Annotated in this window: 19 protein-coding genes; 7 read left to right on the top strand and 12 right to left on the bottom strand. The window is 27.9% G+C overall.

Annotated elements, in window-relative coordinates; genetic code table 11:
- Positions 1 to 139: 139 nt before the first annotated feature.
- A complete protein-coding gene (locus tag Q0K54_RS13165; protein ID WP_294581929.1) occupies positions 140 to 1,492 on the top strand; it encodes a hemolysin family protein in 1,353 nt (450 codons plus the stop codon).
- A gap of 15 nt (positions 1,493 to 1,507) precedes the next feature.
- Here Q0K54_RS13165 and Q0K54_RS13160 read toward each other — a convergent pair whose 3' ends face one another.
- The 3 genes from Q0K54_RS13160 to mnmE are packed head-to-tail and all read right to left on the bottom strand — an operon-like array spanning position 1,508 to position 3,970.
- The gene (locus Q0K54_RS13160; RefSeq protein ID WP_294581927.1) at positions 1,508 to 2,398 is read right to left on the bottom strand and encodes a mechanosensitive ion channel family protein; all 891 of its coding nucleotides are present in this window, start codon (positions 2,396 to 2,398) and stop codon (positions 1,508 to 1,510) included.
- Between the two features lie 8 nt (positions 2,399 to 2,406).
- Complete coding sequence (locus tag Q0K54_RS13155; RefSeq protein ID WP_294581926.1) at positions 2,407 to 2,634, bottom strand: hypothetical protein; 228 nt, start codon at positions 2,632 to 2,634, stop codon at positions 2,407 to 2,409.
- 1 nt (position 2,635) lies between these two features.
- On the bottom strand, positions 2,636 to 3,970 hold the full coding sequence (gene mnmE / locus Q0K54_RS13150) for a tRNA uridine-5-carboxymethylaminomethyl(34) synthesis GTPase MnmE (RefSeq protein WP_294581924.1): 1,335 nt from the start codon (positions 3,968 to 3,970) through the stop codon (positions 2,636 to 2,638).
- A gap of 105 nt (positions 3,971 to 4,075) precedes the next feature.
- Between mnmE and Q0K54_RS13145 the strand changes: the two genes are divergently transcribed.
- Entirely contained in the window at positions 4,076 to 5,068 is a 993-nt protein-coding gene (locus Q0K54_RS13145) for a Gfo/Idh/MocA family protein (RefSeq protein ID WP_294581923.1), read from the top strand.
- A gap of 234 nt (positions 5,069 to 5,302) precedes the next feature.
- Here Q0K54_RS13145 and Q0K54_RS13140 read toward each other — a convergent pair whose 3' ends face one another.
- The 9 genes from Q0K54_RS13140 to rpmH form a co-directional block, all read right to left on the bottom strand.
- Complete coding sequence (locus Q0K54_RS13140) at positions 5,303 to 6,604, bottom strand: sensor histidine kinase (RefSeq protein WP_294581922.1); 1,302 nt, start codon at positions 6,602 to 6,604, stop codon at positions 5,303 to 5,305.
- Entirely contained in the window at positions 6,597 to 7,295 is a 699-nt protein-coding gene (locus Q0K54_RS13135; protein ID WP_294581920.1) for a LytTR family DNA-binding domain-containing protein, read from the bottom strand. The genes Q0K54_RS13140 and Q0K54_RS13135 overlap by 8 nt, the downstream gene beginning before the upstream one ends.
- A 189-nt stretch (positions 7,296 to 7,484) precedes the next feature.
- On the bottom strand, positions 7,485 to 8,408 hold the full coding sequence (locus Q0K54_RS13130) for an AEC family transporter (RefSeq protein WP_294581919.1): 924 nt from the start codon (positions 8,406 to 8,408) through the stop codon (positions 7,485 to 7,487).
- Positions 8,409 to 8,504: 96 nt separating this feature from the next.
- A complete protein-coding gene (locus Q0K54_RS13125) occupies positions 8,505 to 8,873 on the bottom strand; it encodes a MerR family transcriptional regulator (protein ID WP_294581917.1) in 369 nt (122 codons plus the stop codon).
- Entirely contained in the window at positions 8,857 to 9,159 is a 303-nt protein-coding gene (locus Q0K54_RS13120; protein ID WP_294581915.1) for a hypothetical protein, read from the bottom strand. Before Q0K54_RS13120 ends, Q0K54_RS13125 begins: the two co-directional genes overlap by 17 nt.
- A gap of 118 nt (positions 9,160 to 9,277) precedes the next feature.
- Entirely contained in the window at positions 9,278 to 9,880 is a 603-nt protein-coding gene (gene jag, locus Q0K54_RS13115; protein WP_294581914.1) for an RNA-binding cell elongation regulator Jag/EloR, read from the bottom strand.
- Positions 9,881 to 9,889: 9 nt separating this feature from the next.
- Complete coding sequence (locus Q0K54_RS13110) at positions 9,890 to 10,795, bottom strand: membrane protein insertase YidC (RefSeq protein WP_294581912.1); 906 nt, start codon at positions 10,793 to 10,795, stop codon at positions 9,890 to 9,892.
- Complete coding sequence (rnpA, locus tag Q0K54_RS13105; protein ID WP_294581910.1) at positions 10,782 to 11,135, bottom strand: ribonuclease P protein component; 354 nt, start codon at positions 11,133 to 11,135, stop codon at positions 10,782 to 10,784. The genes Q0K54_RS13110 and rnpA overlap by 14 nt, the downstream gene beginning before the upstream one ends.
- A gap of 38 nt (positions 11,136 to 11,173) precedes the next feature.
- Positions 11,174 to 11,308, bottom strand: coding sequence for a 50S ribosomal protein L34 (gene rpmH / locus Q0K54_RS13100; RefSeq protein WP_294581909.1), 135 nt, complete (start codon positions 11,306 to 11,308; stop codon positions 11,174 to 11,176).
- Between the two features lie 516 nt (positions 11,309 to 11,824).
- On the opposite strand from rpmH, the gene dnaA reads away from it, so the two are divergent.
- The 5 genes from dnaA to Q0K54_RS13075 all read left to right on the top strand — a co-directional run.
- Positions 11,825 to 13,171: a chromosomal replication initiator protein DnaA gene (gene dnaA, locus Q0K54_RS13095; RefSeq protein WP_294581907.1), complete on the top strand. Its 1,347-nt coding sequence runs from the start codon at positions 11,825 to 11,827 to the stop codon at positions 13,169 to 13,171.
- Between the two features lie 129 nt (positions 13,172 to 13,300).
- Positions 13,301 to 14,410 carry a DNA polymerase III subunit beta gene (gene dnaN, locus Q0K54_RS13090; RefSeq protein WP_294581905.1) on the top strand — a complete coding sequence of 370 codons (1,110 nt, stop codon included), beginning with the start codon at positions 13,301 to 13,303 and terminating at the stop codon, positions 14,408 to 14,410.
- A gap of 194 nt (positions 14,411 to 14,604) precedes the next feature.
- Positions 14,605 to 14,811, top strand: a complete 207-nt coding sequence (gene yaaA, locus Q0K54_RS13085; protein WP_294581904.1) for a S4 domain-containing protein YaaA — start codon at positions 14,605 to 14,607, stop codon at positions 14,809 to 14,811.
- A complete protein-coding gene (recF, locus tag Q0K54_RS13080) occupies positions 14,811 to 15,908 on the top strand; it encodes a DNA replication/repair protein RecF (protein WP_294581902.1) in 1,098 nt (365 codons plus the stop codon). Before yaaA ends, recF begins: the two co-directional genes overlap by 1 nt.
- Positions 15,908 to 17,557, top strand: a 1,650-nt coding sequence (locus Q0K54_RS13075; RefSeq protein ID WP_294581900.1) for a DNA topoisomerase subunit B, incomplete at its 3' end; no start/stop codon positions are given. The genes recF and Q0K54_RS13075, both read left to right, overlap by 1 nt.

The following is a 17,557-nucleotide window of genomic DNA, read 5'->3' as shown; positions in this document are numbered from 1 at the left end:
TCCTTTTTTTATTTTTTTAGCCAAAAATATACATATTCTTAACACTTTTTATCATTTAGAAATATTTACATTTATATATATCTTTGATAAAATATTATCCATACAATTATATTATTTTAAAGAAGGAGTGTATTATTATATGGATTCAGGCCCCGAGTCGATTTCATTACAAATTGTTTTAATTGTTGTATTAACATTAATTAATGCTTATTTTGCTGCCGCAGAGATGGCGATAGTATCTGTCAATAAATCAAAAATGCATAGTTTAAGTGAAGCCGGTAACAAAAGAGCAAAATTGGTTGAAAGTTTAATTGAGCAACCAACTAACTTTTTATCAACTATTCAAGTTGCTATTACATTAGCGGGATTCTTTAACTCAGCTAGTGCGGCAACTGGTATTTCAGTAAATCTTGCCAATGTATTAAGAAACTGGTCAATTCCTTATGCTGATACAATTGCTGTTGCAATCATCACAATTTTAATATCTTTTATCACATTGATCTTTGGTGAATTAGTTCCTAAACGAATCGCATTACAAAAAGCGGAATGGTATTCAATGTTTTGTGCTAAACCAATCTTAATTATGAGTAAGATTGCTTCACCATTTATTAAGATTTTATCTTTCTCTACTAAATTTGTTTTAAGATTATTTGGAATGAAAGATGAAAATGTTGAAGAAAGTTTATCTCGTGAAGATTTCCGTTCAATGGTTAAAAGTGGTCAAGAAAGCGGTGTTTTCGATGAAAACGAAAGTGATATGATTACTAATATCTTTGAATTTGATGAAAGCTTAGCTTTAAATATCATGACCCCAAGAACTGAAGTATATTGTATTGATATAAATGATCCATTAAGCAAAAATATTAACCAGATGATGACAATGCGTTATACACGTATTCCAGTTTATGAAGATTCAATTGATAATATTATTGGTATCTTAAACATGAAGGATTTTGTCATTCAAGCACGTAAATTTGGTTTTGATGGTGTAGATATTCGTAAAATTTTAAGAAAACCATATTTTGTTTTAGAATCAAAAAATACTGATGATTTATTAAAAGAATTACAAGAAGATCATCAACATATTGCTATCTTAGTTGATGAATATGGTGGTTTCTCTGGAATTGTTACTATCGAAGATTTAATTGAAGAAATTGTTGGTGAAATTGAAGATGAATATGATTTAGACAACGAACCAAAAATCACTAAAATTGATGATCATAACTACATTGTTGATGGTAATTATATAATTGATGACCTAAATGATGAGTTAGATTTAAATTTAGATATAGATGAAATAAATCATGATACTGTCAGTGGTTTTGTTCTTGAAGCTTTAGGTGAAATTCCTGATGATGATCAAGAACGAATTATTACAATTGATAATCTGACATTTAAAATTACCGGTATTAAAGGTAACCGGGTCACAAAAATTAAATTAACTATAAAAGATAAAGAACCAGAAACTAGCGACGAAGATGAAGAAGACTAGTTTCTGGTCTTTTTATTATTCCGTTATTTCAATATTATCTGAATTTTTTTGTGTTTCACTAATCACTACTTGATGTGGATATGGAATTTCAATTCCTTCTTCATCAAATCTTTTTTTAATATTTAAGCGCAGATCTGATAAAAGCTGAAATCCGGTACTACTATCTTTAGATAAAACTGTTGCTCTTAATTGAATCCCACTGGCATTAAATTCTACACAATGAACGGCCACCGTTGGTTCTTTTCTTTTTTTCTGAGCTTTCGTTCTACCATCTAAACAAAGAGGGTGTTTATATCCTTCTTCTTGAATTATTTCAATTGCTCTTTGAATATCACATTCATAAGAAACTTCTACATATAAATAATTAGCTTTTTGATTATTTTTAACATTTGATACATTTTCAATAATTGCCTTATTCATAATAGTATTAGGAATAATAACCTGGGTTTTTTCAAAAGTCTCAATAATACTATGACGCATTGAAATATCTACAACTCTTCCCGTAACATTATATTCCTTAACATTAACAAGATCTCCGATAGAGTAGGGCTTATAGCTCATGATCATAAAACCATTAATTAAATTACTTGCAGCTTCTTGAGAAGCAAGCCCAATTACAACAGCAATAATTCCTCCACTAGCCAATAGGGTAGTTAAAATTGACTGCATGGCACTCAATTCACTTAAAACTACGATTAAAATCAAAGCAACTAAAACAACCTTTTTTATCTTAGTTGGAAAAACTCGCTTTAACGGATCTGGAAATTTCTTTTTAATCACCTTGTTTGCTATTTTATTAACAATAAACACAAAGATAAGAACAGTAACCAACGTAATTATAAAACTAATTAAGCCGTGTTGAAATAAAGAATCTATTCGCTGATATACTTGATCAAAACTATTCATCTATTCACCTACTTACTTTTTTTACCATAATACTTTCCAATATAAAATAAGCACACTGCTTGTAAAGCACCAATTATTGTAATCATTAATAAGATATAACTTATCCAAAACAAGATATCATTACCAGTATTAATAGCATTAATAATCAAAAACAAAATAAATGCAATCCCAGCAATAATTCCAATATTTCTGGCAATTCCTAAAAATCGCAACTCTAATATCTTATTTCGATCCATTTTATTTACCTATACAAAAACGTTTAAATAACTCGTCTAATAAATCTTCTTTAGCTTTTTCCCCTAAAATCTCTTTCAAATTGTTCCAGCAATCATATAAATCAGTAACGATTAAATCGGTTGGAACCATTAATTTCATTGCTTCAACCGCTTGTTTTAATGATTTACTTGCCTGTTGTAACAACATTGTCTGACGAGCATTAGTTAAAATGAAATCATTATTATCAATAATCTTTCCCAAATCAAACATCTTTTTAATTTCTGCTGTTAAGTTACTAATTTGATGATCCTTAGCACTAATTTCAATACCATCTAAAGTAACTTTAATTCCCTGATCAGCTTTATTAATTACAATAATTCTTGTAGCATCTTTTGTTAGTTCTAATAATTGATTATCTTCATCTGTTAAAGGTTGACTACCATCAATTACTAATAATACTAAATCTGCCTGATGAACTAATTCTTTAGATTTTTCAACTCCGATACTTTCAATTAAATCATCGGTTTTTCTAATTCCAGCCGTATCAATCATATTTAAAACAATACCATCAATACTAATGCTTCCTTCAACTACATCTCTAGTAGTACCAGCAATATCCGTAACAATCGCTTTATCTTCATCTAATAAAGCATTCAACAAACTACTTTTACCAACATTAGGACGACCAACTATAACTGTTTTAATTCCTTCTTTTACTAATTTAATATTTTTAGAATTCTCCAGAATTTGATCCATCTTTTCTAATAATTCGCTACTTCTTGGCAATAACGATGTCGCCGTTAATTCTTCAACATCATCATATTCAGGATAATCTATATTTACTTCAATTTGAGTAATAATTTGAATTAAGTCTTCTTTTAAATCTTCAATAAAATTACTAATATTTCCTGTAATTCCTTTTAACGCTAAATCCGTAGCATAACTATTTTTTGCAGTAATAATATCACTAATAGCTTCAGCCTGTGATAAATCAATTCTGCCATTTAAAAAGGCCCGCTTACTAAATTCACCACGTTCTGCCATTCTTGCACCATTTTTTATACATACTTCTAATACTTTAGAAGTAATATAAACACCACCATGACAATTTATTTCAACCATTTCTTCACCGGTAAAAGTCTTACTTCCACGATAAATACTTACTAAAACCTCATCAATTTTCTTTCCTTCATCAATAATAAAACCATAATTAATCGTATGACTAGGTTTTTCCATGATTTTCCCGGTAAAAAATTTCTGGACAAAAGCGATACTATCTTTGCCACTAACTCTTATAATTGAAATAGCTGCCTCTAATCTACTTGTTGCAATAGCAACTATAATATCATCATTCATCATCTCACCGTCCTTTGACCTTTGTATTTTATCATAAATTAATAGTAATTAGTATACCAAAACAATGCTATAATAGTCTATATATCAATTATTGGGAGGAAACATATGAAATTAGGAATAATTGGAAGTGGTATGATCGTCCAGGATTTTTTAACTATTACACCTATATTACCAGAAATCGAATTAACTGCAATATTAGGGAGAAAACAATCGAGTGAAAAAATAAATAATTTAGTTAATAAATATCATATTCAAAAAGCATACTATGACTATGAAAAATTATTAAATGATCATGATATCGATACTGTTTATATAGCATTACCAAATCATCTTCATTTTCAATACGCTAAAAAAGCCCTGGAATGTCATAAACACGTAATCTGTGAAAAACCATTTACAACAAATTTAAAACAACTAGACCAATTAATCGACCTAGCTACAAACAACAATTGTCTATTATTTGAAGCTATTACAAATCAATACCTGCCAGTCTATCAACAAATCAAGGAACAATTATCAACTATCGGAAAAATAAGTATTGTCTCTTGTAATTTTTCCCAATATTCATCTCGTTATGACGATTTTAAGCAAGGAATAATTCATCCGGTTTTTGACTTTAATAAAGCGGGTGGGGCACTGATGGATTTAAATGTCTATAATATTCATTTTGTTACTGGATTATTTGGTCAACCCAATCAAGTAACTTATCACGCTAATATTGAAAATAATATTGATACTTCTGGAATTCTATTTCTCGATTATTCAGATTTTAAAGCTGTCTGTATTGGAGCTAAAGATTCCAGTGCTCCAATCACTTCAACAATTCAAGGCAATCTTGGATGTATCAAAATTGATGGTCCTGTAAGTGTACTTAATAATATTCAAATTCTAAAAAACAAAGGACACTCAAAGCAAATACCAACCGAAAATCATCATCATTTATTCGATGAATTTAAAACATTTGCCCAAGCCATCGATCATCTTGATTATAATCTTGCAAATAAAATGTTACAACACTCACGCATTGTAATGGATGTCTTAACTAAAGCTCAAAAAAGCGCTAATCTTAATTTTGATTCAAGCACTAGCAACAACTAGTGCTTGAAGACAAAAAAGATATGACATTGCATCATACCTTTTTTTAAATAAATATACAATGAAGATATTTTTATATTTTTTCTCCTTCTAGCTCCATCCACCTAACCATTTTAATAACCATTCGTATAAACCATAAGTAGTCATATTATATTTCCTCCTGTTCGAGAAAAATATAATATTAAATTTTAGATTTAATTAATTATTGTATTTATACTCTTTAAAATTGTATTTAAATCAATAGTTTACGACATTTAATAAAATAATTGTATTAATTAACGAATTATTTTCTATTTGATAGTCATTTTTACCATTATATTTATTAATAATTTCATTGATAATCTTTAAACCAACGCCATGATTTTCTGAATCAGATTTTGAACTTTTCATTTCCATTAAATAAATTAGCTCATCTTCATTTATAATTGGGTTGACTAGTTTAATTAAAAGATTATTTTTGATACTGGTAATAGTTAAAGAAATAAAACGATTAGAAGTGATTTTTATATTGGCTTCGATTGTATTGATGATTAAATTGTGGAATAGGGAACAAATATCCATATTATCCATATTGAGAGAATTATTTACATTATAGGTGAAAGTAAATTTAATATTATTTTCTTTAAACATCTGATCAAACGAATTTAAAATAGTAGAAATGTAAATGTTATTTGTGTTATACAAATCACTGCTTGATATTTTATCAGACATCTTCTTTAAGTATAGTTTAGCCTCCTCATAACTATGATTTTCTAATAAATTATTTAAAATATGATGATGGGCTTTAACATCATGTTTAAAACTACGAATATTAGTGTAGTTAGCAATTAGTTTTTGATAATAATCTTCCTGCAATTTTATAGTCTGATCTTTGATTAAGCTTTCTAAATAATACTTATCTTTTTCATTTTTATTTTTTATAAAGAAAATCATCGATATTATTGAAATTAGTATATTAAGATATGCAACAACTATTATTAAATTGCTTAAAGAATTTCTTATAAGATTGCTATATGTTTGAACAATAATTAATGGAAAAATTGTTGCACTAAATGAAAATATAATATTCATGTATATATAACTAGGTAAGCTTATTTGAAAAGAATTTTTACTAACTACATCAATTAAATGCTTTAACAAATAAATTATTAAAATAATAAAAAATCTTAATAAGTTTGAAATCACAAATTCATTATTATTAACATTTATAATATTATAGCCTAAAAATAAATCTACAATTTGTTCGATTACTGTAACTATTAGCGTACTTACCACTATATATTTGAATGTTATAGATGGTTTATTTCTAAGTACTACGACTAGAAAAATTAGACAGATAACTAAGTTTAAATCTATCCAAATATCAATAATATAGTTGAATAGTAGGAGATAGGTGATGATTATTAATACTGATAAAATTATTATTTCTTTAATCTTTTGATATTTATTCCACTTTAAATCGAATAAAGCATCAGCAATTAATAAATATTTGATAATATCAATGAATTGTTTCACTAATAAGATTAGCCAATTAATCATATGTAATATTCTCCATTAAATAATTATGATAAGTTTTGATGACTTCATTCTTTTTATTATGTGATATGCTGATGATTGCATCATTATCTAAAATTAGTTCTCGATTCTTTATTTCTTTGATATAGCGCATGTTAACTAGATATGATTTATGAGTTCTAATATAATTAGAATTCATTATTTTCTTTTCAAAATCACTTAGAGTCATCCGATAAATATCATAATCATTTTCATAATGAATATTGATATAAGGTCCATCGGCTCTAACATAATATACTTTATATAAATTAATTACTTTACCATGAATTACTACTGTGCGATTTTCTAATAATTCTTTAAAGATAATTGCCATTGGTTGTTCGATCTGTTCAATTTGAGCTTTATTAATATAACCATAGACATTACGACCAAATGAATATTTCATATACTCATCATAATTAGTTAAAAATATTATTCGAGAATTGTTGTTTCTATGATAGAAAATATCTTTAACTTGTACTCCTGAAACATTATCCATTTTAATATCTAAAATAATTACATCAAAAGTTTGATTACTATCTAATAAATCCTTACCACTATAAAATGTATGATAGATAAATTTATTGTTTCTTTTCCACGATATTTTATCTAGATAATCAATTATTTCTTTAACATAATCTTTCTCATCGTCACAAATTGCAATATTAAATTCCATTATCCGCTCTCCTTCTTTATATAAAATTTTATTGATTTTATCAGTATTTTCTATCATCAAAAATAATAACAAATTTTATAAGAATAAAGATATTTTGTCTACTAATGTGTATAAGATAATTTATATATGACACAATATGTGTATTAATTGTATTTTTTATCAAAAAATAAACACATGATAACCATGTGTTTATACTAATAAGATTGAAATAACTAATGGAATAGTAAAAACGCTAACTAACGTGGTAATAAAAATACTTTTAGCTGCTAATTCAACATCGCCACCATATTGTTTAGCGAATAATACAGCACTATTTCCTACTGGCATAGCAATATTAACTAAAGTAATTCCTTGAATTAAGGGATCTCTAATAAAAAAGGCGATAATAGGAAATACTACAATTGGTAAGATAACTTGTTTTACTACTGTAAAATAATATAAGCGTAATTCTGTAAATAAACTTTTTAACTCAATATTAGCTAATGTAGCCCCGATAATCATCATAGCTAATGGGGTAGTCATATCACCGACCATTTCAAAGCAATTTGCAAGAACACCTGGAATTGGAATTTCAAGAAAATAAATAAAAACTGCGATAATTGAAGAAACGACACCAGGGGATAATAAATTTTTAGGATCTAATTTCATTCTAACGTTATTACCATAGTTAATTAAAATTACTCCTAAAGTAAATACTTCTAAATTAAATAATATGTTAAATAGGGCAGTATAAAAGACTGCATCATTTCCAAATAAAGCTTTCATAATTGGAAATCCCATAAAACCAATGTTAGAAAAAATAGTCATAAACATATATAATCCTTTTTGTCGCATCGGAATCCGCATTATCTTCACTAATAAGAAACTTATAATTGGTAGTGCAATATATACTGCTGTAGCTACGATTAATGTATAAATGACCATGTTTTTATCATCAATCGTTGTGGTGCATACTGATGAAAATATCATTGCCGGTGTGGTAATTGAAATAACAATATAATTAAGTTTACTATTAATTTCGTCATTTAAAATCTTTTTCTTTTGCATGAAATAACCCAGACCAATTATAATAAATAATTGCAACATCTGGTTTATTACAACCATTACATCCATTAAACCCCTCCATTTTCAATAATTAATTATAACATAGTCATATTTTTTTATAATTATTGTTACGAAATTTGAAAAAGTGATATGTAATTAAACATATCACTTATCCTTAACTAGCTTTTCTTGATATAGATCAATCTTTAAATTAATCATTTCTATATTTTTATCTAATTCTTGTTGCTGCAACGTCAATATTTCTTTTTGTTTTTTTAATATTTCAAATCTTTGTTCTAAAGTCTCATCGCCTTGTTTACATAATTCAATATAATTACGAATATAAGCAATAGTCATTCCTGTTTTTCGCATACACATAATAATATCAAGCCACTTCAAATCATCATCATTATATACTCTTTGATTGCTTGAATTTTTTTTGATTGGAGGCAATAGATGTTCTTTTTCATAATATCTTAATGTAGAAGCATTTAAATCATATTTTTTACATACTTGATTAATTGTATATTCCATTGTTTTCTTCCTTTATTTCATCAATCATTTTCTTTATTTTATTGCTTAAACAACAACATTCATATTGTTTATTTTGCAACAAGTCATAGTGAAATAATAAAATATCCAATAAACTCATTTTATTATCAATTAAATCTAAAATATCTTCTTTATTATAACCAAGGGTCATTAACGTTTTAGTAAGGGCAAGAATCGCTTCATCCCTTTGATCAAATTCTAGAGTTGATTTGATTATTTTATTTTCCTGAAGAGCTACTAACAGCTCTTGATTGATATTAATATCCATAAACACTCCTCCTTTATTTTAAGCATACAACTTAAACCTTACTATAGGGCAAGAACTTTTTTTATATTTTAAAAGACCAGTAAAAACTACTGGTCTAACACATGTAATTTAAAGTATTTTATTTTACATAAGAAATAATCATGTGACGATTTTTTCCTTCACCGTGGCTTTCAGTTTTAACATGATTAAATTTAGCTAGCTCTTGATGCATTACTTTTCTTTCATCTGCAGGCATCGGATCTAATTTAATATCAGTTTTGGTTCTTTGAACTTGTTTACCAAATCTTCTAGCCATGGAAGCAACTTTTTTATAGCGATCTTCTTTATATCCATTAATATCAACACTGATTTCATAACGTTTTTTATATGTATTGCTGACTGCATTTTTAACAATAAAATTAATTGCTCGAAGAATAACACCAGCTTTACCAATTAAAATAGAATTATTACTTGTATTAATATTACAATAAATTCTTCCGTCTTGTAGATATGAAACTGTTTCAATTTCAAATCCCATATCTGTAATAAATCGACGAATATAATTTTCAATAAATTCCTGAATCATTGGAATTGTATAACATTCAATAGTTGCTTTTTTAATGAATAATGTCTTGGTTTCACTAATAACTTCATAATTTAATTCATCTATTGTAACTCCAAGTTCTTGACACGCGTTATTAACGGCATCTTGTACTGTTTTGGCAGTGTACTGTTTTTTCAATTAAATCACCTACTTTTTCTTATTTTTATTTAAGAAATTAGTTGTTGTAGCTTCTACTTCTTTTTTGGCTTTTTCAATATGGAAGAACTGAATATATACAGTTCTAATGATACTGATAACGTTAGTTGTGATCCAGTATAATGACATAGCTGCCGGCATTGTTGCTGATAAGTAAACAATGAAAATAGTCATAACGTTATTCATTGTATTCATCGACTTCATCTGATTTGATGGACGATATTTTGGTGAACGTTTTGCCATCATTTGGTTGATTTGCATTGCAAAGAATTGAGTTCCGGCAACTAATACCAATAAAATAATATACGCAATATTAAAATTTAAAATATGATTAATTGGTCTTTCACCTAAGTTGATTCCAAAAACAACAGTACTATATAAAATTTCAATTCGTTGTACTGCCTGCCACATTGCAAGCATGATTGGTAAGGTTAAGAATGTTGCAAACGAACCAAACATACTGACGTTGTTTTTCTTGTACAAGTTTTGAATTTCAGCATTTTGTCTCATTTGTGAAGCTTGATCAGTTCGACCACGATATTTACGCTGAATTTTTTCTAATTCTGGTTGTAACAACTGCATTTTTTGAGTTGATACTGTTGATTTAATCATAATTGGTAAAATAATCAAGTTGACGATGATTGTAACCCCAATTACCCCAATAGCAACATTTCCAACATAATTATTGATAAATAGAATTGCTTTGGCAATTGGAATAACGAAAATAAAATCAAACCACCCAGCCGATAGGGACCAAGGTGTTGATGTTGTAATCGCTCTTGACTCGATTAGATTACCGTTACTATCAAGGTTTTGTGTACATCCTGTTAAGATAGCAACTAAGAAAACTAAACAAAATATTTTTAGAATTTTTTTAGTCTTGTTATCTAACACCATTTATTTTTTCCATCCTTTTTAATATTTTTTTATATAAATATTGTAGCTCATTTAAATTTGAATTAAAATCTAAATCTAAATATTTATTTCGAATAATGACGATATAATCATAACATTTATCAAAATCAATCGTCTGTTGTAACATCATTCTTACTTGACGTTTTATCTTATTTCGTACTACCGCTTTACCTAATTTCTTACTTACTGATATTCCAACTCGAGCATGTTCCAAATCATTTTTTCGGTAATAAATAATGAATGAACGATTCGCTAAACTTTGTTTATCTTTAATAATGAGACTAAAATCCTCATTTTTTTTTACTCTATATTCTTTTTTCATAAAATTTTAGAAAAAAATCCACCATAAAAGTGGATTTTTTAAGCTGACAATACTTTTCTTCCTCTTTTACGGCGACGTGCAAGTACTTTTCTTCCTCCTACAGTTGCCATTCTAGCTCTAAAACCATGAGTTTTTGCTCTTCTTCTTTTATTTGGTTGATATGTTCTTTTCATTAATTACACCTCCATACTTTAATACTTTTATACAAATAACATATGCCCCACCATTTTATATGAAAAACCCCTCTAAGTCAATGAAATTAAAGAAAATTGACAGCTAGAAAGTTAAAAACTTTTTATTTTTCTCTATTCCTTTATATTTTCACTTTTAAATAAAAAAGTTTAGTAACATCAATTGTTCATAATTAAACACATTTAATTCACAAAGTCATATTGGGTCTTTTGATTATGTGAATAAGTGTGACTTTTGTCTAAAAAGCTCATTCTTGCTTGTTGTTAAATGTGACTTTAATATGAAGTTTGTCTTAATATTAGATAAATAGACACATTTTTCACATTCACATATTATAATGTGCACATTTAAATTTGTGAATTTTGTGAATTTCTATGATTTTCCTACAAAATCATAGATTTTGATGTGAATAACTTTGTGAAGTATTTTGAACTCTGTTTTTTTTGCTTTAAATTTACAATTTATTAACATATAATGGTAGGTGCGGAGGTAAAAAAATGAATGATAATAGTAAAATTTGGCAATTATGTCTTGATACATTAGAGAAAAAAGATTTGCCTGATGAACGAAAAATTGAAAAAATCATCATGGATTCAGTTTTTCGTTATTCTAATATCGCCTCAATTAGTGACAATAAGGTAATTATTACAACACCTTATGCTTTTAATGTAGAAACAATAAAAAATAATCAGAAAGATATTGAAGATATCCTCTCTGGCATGCTAGCTTCACCTGTCGTAGTTGAAATCATCACTGATGAAGAATTTCAAAAAACCATTTCCGTCCAAAATGAAGAACTTTTTAAAGATAATTTAAATAAAACCTTCACTTTTGATAACTTTGTAGTCGGAAGTTCCAATCGTATGGCACAAAACGCTGCTTTACTAGTATCGAGTAATCCAGGTTCTAATTTCAACCCGTTATTTATTTATAGTAACCCCGGGTTAGGAAAGACCCATCTATTAAATGCCATTGGAAACTACGCCAAAGAAACCAATCCATCGTTAAAAATTCGCTATATTACTAGTAAAGACTTTGTTGACGAAGTTGTTGGTGCAATGAAGGGTAGAAATAGCAATGATGTTTATCTAAAATATAAACAATTAGACATTTTATTAATTGATGATATTCAATTTTTATTCAATAAAGAAAAAAGTAGTGAAATCTTTTTTCACATCTTTAATGAATTAATAAATAATAATAAACAAATCGTCATCACTAGTGATAAAATGCCAGAAGAATTACAAGGAATTGAATCACGTTTGATCAGCCGTTTTAATTCAGGATTAAGCTTTGGTATTGATCCACCAGAATTTGAAACTGCTAGAGCTATCTTAGAAAAAAAGATTGAAAATCTTGATAATCCATCCTTAATTATCCAAGATGATGTTGTTGACTTTATGGCTAACCATTATTGTAAAGATGTTCGTAATCTTGAAGGAGCTTTAAAAAGACTATTTTTCTGCAGTATTATGAATCATACAAATACTATTGATATGGCTTTTGCTTTAGAATCACTTAAAGATGATAAAGTGGTACAAAATCCAAAAACCGCTTTAACTAAAGAATTGATCTTAAAAACAACGGCAGAATTTTATTATTTAACCATCAGTCAGCTTATTTCTAAAAATAAAACGCGTAAACTAACAACACCAAGAGAAATCTGCATGTATTTAATGCGAGAATTATTGGATATTACTTTTTCGGAAATTGGAACTACGTTTAGTAACCGTGATCACTCAACTGTAATGAAAGCTTGTGCCAGAGTAGATACTAAAATCAAAAAAGATCCTGATTATAAATTAGCTATTGATAAATTAAAGCACAAATTGGGCATAAATTAGACACATTAAACTCACAAAAAAATAACTGAATTATTCAAGGTTTTCGTGTTTATTCACAAAATTCACAATATAATAATATTAGTAGAATAATTTAAAATAAATATATATAATAAACTCAAGGAGGTCATTATGAAATTTACAATTAATCGACTTAAATTATTAAACGCACTTAATAAAACAACAAAAGCTGTTTCAATCAGAACCCCTTTACCTGTTTTAACAGGAATTAAGTTTGATTTACAATCAGATTGTTTAATCTTAACTGGTAGTGATTCTGATATTACGATTCAAACTAAAATTGATAAAAATGAAGATTTAAATATTGATGAAACTGGAGGAGTTGTTTTAAACTCTCGCTTTATCTTAGACATTGTTCGTAAAATTGATAACGATGACATTACTTTTGAAACTTTAGAACACTCATTAACTAGAATTTCTGGGGGAACATCTAAATTTGATTTAAATGGTAATGACATTTTAGATTATCCTCGTATCGATTTATCTAAAAGTGGGTCTAACTTTTTTATCAGTTCTTTTATCTTAAAAGATTTAATTACCCAAACTAAATTTGCTGCTAGCGAAAAAGAACATAAACCAATCTTGACTGGAATCAATTTTAAAGCTGGTAATGGACAATTAGAAGCTACAGCTACTGATAGTTATCGTTTAGCTAAAAAAGTAGCTCCATTAAATAACTCAATAACATTTAATATTACGATTCCTCAAAAATCATTAGATGAAATTTCTAAGATCATTGAAAAAGACGAAGAAATTGAAATCTATGTTTCTGATCGTAAAGTATTATATGTTTTTGATAATAACATTATTCAAACTAGATTAATTGATGGTACTTTCCCAGATACTAATCGCTTAATACCTGAAAGCTATGATTATGAATTAGATATTGATGCTCATTATTTATTAAATGCTATTGATCGTGTATCTTTATTAAATAATGAACAAAACAACATCATTAAACTTGATATGTCAGATGAAGAAGTAATTCTTTCATCTTATATGCAAGAAATTGGTTCTGTAGAAGAAAAACTTGATCGTTCTTTCTTCAAAGGTGAATCTTTGAGTATTTCTTTTAGTTCTAAATATGCAACTGATGCTTTAAGATCATTTAGTGAACCTAAAGTAAAATTATTGTTTACGGGACCAATGAAACCATTTATCATCAAAGATTATGAAAAAGATGATTTGATTCAATTAGTCTTACCAGTAAGAACTTATTAAGCTACATTTATTTGTAGCTTTTTTCATACTCTATATTATGTATATGTGGATAAATTTTAAATATGAGCAATTTTTTTATAAAGACAACATTTTTTATTATTTATTAAAAACCAGCCTTAAAAACCTTATTTTTTTGATTTTAAGGCTATAATATGTTATAATGATAATATATTTATGAGAAAAAGAGGGACATCATGAAAAAAATTCAGATAAAAGATGAATATATAACTTTAGGACAGTTTTTAAAATATTCTAATTGTGTTTCCAGTGGTATTGAAGCCAAAATGGTAATTCAAGATGGGCTAGTGAAAGTCAATGATGAAATTGAAACTCGTCGTGGTAAAAAATTACGCTCAGGTGACCAGATAGAATATAATGGTGATAAGTTTATAATTGAGTAATGAAAATTAAATCGATTAGTCTTGATACATTTCGTAATTATGAACATTTTTTTATTGAATTTGACCAAGATATCAATATTTTAATTGGTAGCAATGGTCAAGGGAAAACTAATTTAATTGAAGCTATTTATTTATTATCTGTTGGGAAATCTTTTAAAACTCATATCAATAAACAAATGATTATGTTTGATAAAGATTTTGCCAAGGTACAAGGAGAAATTATCACCAATAATAAAACTAGAAAGTTAGAAATGATTTTAGGAAACAATTTTAAACGTGCTAAAATCGATGACCAGGAACTTCATAAAATAAGTGAATTTGTTGGGTTATTAAATGTCGTTGTCTTCATTCCCGATGATCTTTATTTAATTAAGGGCAGTCCGAGAAATCGGCGCCATTTTATTGATTTAGAGCTTTCCAAGATCTCACCTATTTATGTTTTCAATCTTAGTAAATATAATCAATTGCTTAAAGAACGAAATAAATATTTAAAGATATTAAATCAAAAATATCAAAGCAATGATGAGTATCTTGAGGTTTTAGATGAACAGATGGCTCGATTGCAGACTGATTTAATTAGACGACGTAAAGATTTTGTTGCTCGTTTAAATGAAAAGGTAGTTTTAGTTTATCAGTTGATTTCTAAAAAAAATGATGAACAAGTTAGTTTAGCTTATCATTGTTTTTTAAAACAAGAAGTTAATGATGAAAATATCTTGGCTATTTATAAGAAAAATCGGCAACGGGATGTTGATTATATGCAAACGCATATTGGAATTCATAAAGATGATTTGAAGATTTATTTAAATCATAAAGAAGCTTATTTATATGCTTCACAAGGGCAACAAAGAACGATTGTATTAAGTTTAAAGATTGCATTAATTGAATTGATCAAAGAAGAAATTGGAGAATATCCGGTTTTATTATTAGATGATGTTTTATCAGAATTAGATGAAACTAGGAAAAATATGTTATTAGATATATTGAATCAAAAGATACAAACTTTTATTACGACGACATCGATTGATGGGATCCATCATCATATTGTCGAAAAAGCAAAGAAAATTTATATTTCTAGTGGTAAGGAGGTTAGCTGATGGCTGAAGAAAAAGTACAACATAGTTACGATGAATCAGATATTCAAGTATTAGAAGGTTTAGAGGCAGTTAGAAAAAGACCCGGAATGTATATCGGGACAACATCAATTAGAGGATTACATCATCTAGTATGGGAAATTGTTGATAACTCAATTGACGAAGCTTTAGCGGGATATGCCAGTCATATTCGAGTAATTTTAAAAGATGATGATGTTATTCAAGTTGTTGATGATGGACGTGGAATGCCAACTGGAATTCATGAAAAAACGGGAATATCTACTGTTGAAACAATTTTTACGGTCCTACATGCCGGAGGTAAATTCGGTGGTGGTGGTTACAAAGTATCTGGAGGTCTTCACGGTGTTGGGGCTTCAGTTGTTAATGCATTATCACTTTGGTTAGAAGTTCAGGTTCATCGTGATGGCCATATTTATTATCAAAGATTTGAAGATGGTGGAAAACCAGTTGCGCCATTAAAAATCATTGGTGATACCGATGATACTGGAACAATTGTTACTTTCAAAGCTGATCCACGAATTTTTAAAGAGGGAACAGTTTATGATTATGATACTTTAAGACAAAGAATTAGAGAATTGGCCTTTTTAAATAAAGGATTAAAACTATCTTTAGAAGATAATCGTAATGGTGCTAACCATAAACATGTTTATCATTATGAAGGTGGGATAAAAGAATATGTTGCATATATAAATAAGAATAAAACACCAATTCATGATGAAATCATTTATATGGAAGATATGCAACAAGATATTACGATTGAAGTAGGAATGCAATATAACGATGGCTATCAATCAAATATCTATTCATTCTGTAATAATATTAATACTCATGAAGGAGGAACTCATGAAGAAGGTTTCCGTTTAGCCTTAACTAGAGTTATTAATAATTACGCTAAAAATAACGGTTTATTAAAAAAAGATGACGAAGCTTTATCTGGTGAAGATGTGCGTGAAGGATTGACTGCAATTATTTCGGTTAAACATCCTGATCCTCAATATGAAGGACAAACAAAAACAAAATTAGGAAACGCTGAAGTAAGAAAGATTGCCAGCAATATTATTTCTAAAGAATTAGAAAAATTCTTATTAGAAAATCCCGATACCGCCAGAATAATCGTTGATAAAGCAATTGTTGCTTCTAGAGCTAGAATGGCAGCTAAAAAAGCCCGGGAAATGACACGAAGAAAAAGCGCTTTGGAAGTTTCTAATTTACCTGGAAAATTAGCTGATTGTTCAAGTAAAGATGCCAGTGAATGTGAAATCTTTATTGTCGAAGGGGATTCCGCTGGTGGTAGTGCCAAAATGGGTCGTGATCGAAGAATTCAGGCAATTTTACCACTTCGTGGTAAGATCTTAAATGTTGAAAAATCAAGATTAGAAAAAATCTTGGGAAATGCTGAAATTCGTTCGATGATTACTGCTTTTGGTACCGGAATTGGTGATGAATTTGATATTAATAAACTAAGATATCATAAAATTGTTATCATGACCGATGCCGATGTCGATGGTGGTCATATTCGAATTTTGATGTTGACGTTCTTATATCGTTATTTAAAACCATTGATTGAAAATGGATTTGTTTATGCAGCACAACCACCTTTATATTTATTAAAGCATGGTAAAGAAGAGCAT

The organism is uncultured Thomasclavelia sp. (genome assembly GCF_944324745.1).
Classification (GTDB): domain Bacteria; phylum Bacillota_I; class Bacilli_A; order Erysipelotrichales; family Coprobacillaceae; genus Thomasclavelia.
Note: the sequence above shows the minus strand (reverse complement) of the source record. Positions and strands in the feature narration are given on the sequence as shown.

Coding starts and splice junctions, on each gene's coding strand:
- Q0K54_RS13165 (WP_294581929.1), top strand. CDS start 140: ATGGATTCAGGCCCCGAGTCGATTTCATTACAAATTGTTTTAATTGTT.
- Q0K54_RS13160 (WP_294581927.1), bottom strand. CDS start 2,398: ATGAATAGTTTTGATCAAGTATATCAGCGAATAGATTCTTTATTTCAA.
- Q0K54_RS13155 (WP_294581926.1), bottom strand. CDS start 2,634: ATGGATCGAAATAAGATATTAGAGTTGCGATTTTTAGGAATTGCCAGA.
- mnmE (WP_294581924.1), bottom strand. CDS start 3,970: ATGAATGATGATATTATAGTTGCTATTGCAACAAGTAGATTAGAGGCA.
- Q0K54_RS13145 (WP_294581923.1), top strand. CDS start 4,076: ATGAAATTAGGAATAATTGGAAGTGGTATGATCGTCCAGGATTTTTTA.
- Q0K54_RS13140 (WP_294581922.1), bottom strand. CDS start 6,604: ATGATTAATTGGCTAATCTTATTAGTGAAACAATTCATTGATATTATC.
- Q0K54_RS13135 (WP_294581920.1), bottom strand. CDS start 7,295: ATGGAATTTAATATTGCAATTTGTGACGATGAGAAAGATTATGTTAAA.
- Q0K54_RS13130 (WP_294581919.1), bottom strand. CDS start 8,408: ATGGATGTAATGGTTGTAATAAACCAGATGTTGCAATTATTTATTATA.
- Q0K54_RS13125 (WP_294581917.1), bottom strand. CDS start 8,873: ATGGAATATACAATTAATCAAGTATGTAAAAAATATGATTTAAATGCT.
- Q0K54_RS13120 (WP_294581915.1), bottom strand. CDS start 9,159: ATGGATATTAATATCAATCAAGAGCTGTTAGTAGCTCTTCAGGAAAAT.
- Q0K54_RS13110 (WP_294581912.1), bottom strand. CDS start 10,795: ATGGTGTTAGATAACAAGACTAAAAAAATTCTAAAAATATTTTGTTTA.
- rnpA (WP_294581910.1), bottom strand. CDS start 11,135: ATGAAAAAAGAATATAGAGTAAAAAAAAATGAGGATTTTAGTCTCATT.
- rpmH (WP_294581909.1), bottom strand. CDS start 11,308: ATGAAAAGAACATATCAACCAAATAAAAGAAGAAGAGCAAAAACTCAT.
- dnaA (WP_294581907.1), top strand. CDS start 11,825: ATGAATGATAATAGTAAAATTTGGCAATTATGTCTTGATACATTAGAG.
- dnaN (WP_294581905.1), top strand. CDS start 13,301: ATGAAATTTACAATTAATCGACTTAAATTATTAAACGCACTTAATAAA.
- yaaA (WP_294581904.1), top strand. CDS start 14,605: ATGAAAAAAATTCAGATAAAAGATGAATATATAACTTTAGGACAGTTT.
- recF (WP_294581902.1), top strand. CDS start 14,811: ATGAAAATTAAATCGATTAGTCTTGATACATTTCGTAATTATGAACAT.